Below are 1,528 nucleotides of genomic sequence, written 5' to 3' on the forward strand. Positions count from 1 at the left end.
CGGCGTGGCCGGCATTGCCGGTGACGGCAACGGCGACGGCCTGGTCGATTCAGTGCAGGAGCAGGTGGTCTCGGCTCCCTTCACCTCGTCCAGCAGCAACCAGGACGTGTTCGTCACGCTGGTCGCCGACAGCAGTGCCGGCACGGTGAACTCCGGCTCCACCACCACCTTCCAGAACATCCGCCAGGAGGCGCCGCCCGCCGAGAAGCCCGCCGCCCTGGACATGCCGCTGGGCCTGATCGACTTCACCGCCACTGTCGCCAGTGTCGGCAAGACCGAGGCGTTCAGCCTGTTCGTGGACGCGTCGCTTGGAGCCAACGGCTACTGGAAGAAAGACGCGGGCGGCGTGTGGCACAACCTGGCTTCGGAGCCCTACGGCGGTTCCACGACCCTGGTTGGCAACAAGATCCGGCTGGACTTCCAGATCACCGACGGGGGACGCTTCGACAACGACGGCATCGCCAACGGCGTGATCGTCGATCCGGGCGCCATCGGCGCCATGCCCTTGAGCGTCGTGGGCTATGCGCCCGACGTCGTGCTGACGCCCGACTCCCACTTCTTCTTCTGATTTCTTCGCAAGCCAGGTCGTACCCATGAACAAGTTCAACAAGATCGCATCCATCACGCGGCGCGCGTCGCTGCTCGCCGTGTGTGCCGCCGCCCTGGCGGCCTGCGGAGGAGGGGGCGGCGGCGGTGGTGGCAACGGCGATACGCCCAACCTGGTCAACCCATCGGCCATCCTGCAGAACTTCTGGAGCGGCACCGTCACCAACGGCGCCGATGGCGCCACGCGCGCATCGGCGGTGGTGATGCCCGACGGCACCGCGTGGGTGGCCATGGAGTCCGCCGCCGCGGTCGTCGGCGTGGCCAAGGTGGCTCTGAGCGGCACCGCCATCGATGCCGACTCGGCCAGCCTCACTGGCACGGGCAACTACTACCCGCTGACGCCCGTCAATAGCCCCGCCCAGGCCCTCACCGCGGCCGGCACCGTCACGGCCGCCAGCCTGACCGGCACCGCCACCACCGCGGCCGGCACCTCCACCCTGAACTGGATCCCGGTGACTTCGCCGGCGTTCGCGTCTGCCGCGCAGGCGGCCGACGTGCAGGCCACCTGGAAAGCTCAGTTCGGCGGTGCCGTCGGGGAGGTGACCTGGATCATCGATGGTGCGGGTGCGCTGACGGCGGGCAGCCAGAGCAACCTGGGGTGCACGTACACCGGTTCGGTCAAGCCTAGTGCCGGCTCGATCGCTGTCTTCGACGTGACCGCGGCCGAAGTCTGCGCCGGCGTCACCCGCAACCTGGCCGGCATAGCCACGCTGAATGGGGCCAAGACCTCCCTGCGGGTCATGTACACGGCGGACTCGGACGCCAGGGCAAACATCGCTGCCTTCAACAAGTAGCCCTAGTGTCCCTTCCGCAGCACCTTCGCCATCCGGGCCCGACAGAAGACCCAGCGGCGATGTCCCAAGACCTTCTCACTGCGTCGGCGCCCTGGCGGCTGCCAGTGCTGGCCAGCGGCTGGCTGGCC

The 1,528-nt window shown here is 68.5% G+C and carries 2 protein-coding genes; both read left to right on the forward strand.

All coding sequences use genetic code 11. The annotated features are described in order from the left end of the window. A partial coding sequence (locus V6M49_RS00115; protein WP_332759341.1) for a choice-of-anchor U domain-containing protein occupies window positions 1–568 on the forward strand: 568 nt, incomplete at its 5' end. 25 nt (window positions 569–593) lie between these two features. Then, complete coding sequence (locus tag V6M49_RS00120) at window positions 594–1,400, forward strand: hypothetical protein (protein WP_332759342.1); 807 nt, start codon at window positions 594–596, stop codon at window positions 1,398–1,400. The last annotated feature ends 128 nt before the right edge of the window (window positions 1,401–1,528 follow it).

This window comes from Pseudarthrobacter sp., assembly GCF_036675385.1.
GTDB lineage: Bacteria > Actinomycetota > Actinomycetes > Actinomycetales > Micrococcaceae > Arthrobacter.

Coding starts and splice junctions, on each gene's coding strand:
- V6M49_RS00120 (WP_332759342.1), top strand. CDS start 594: ATGAACAAGTTCAACAAGATCGCATCCATCACGCGGCGCGCGTCGCTG.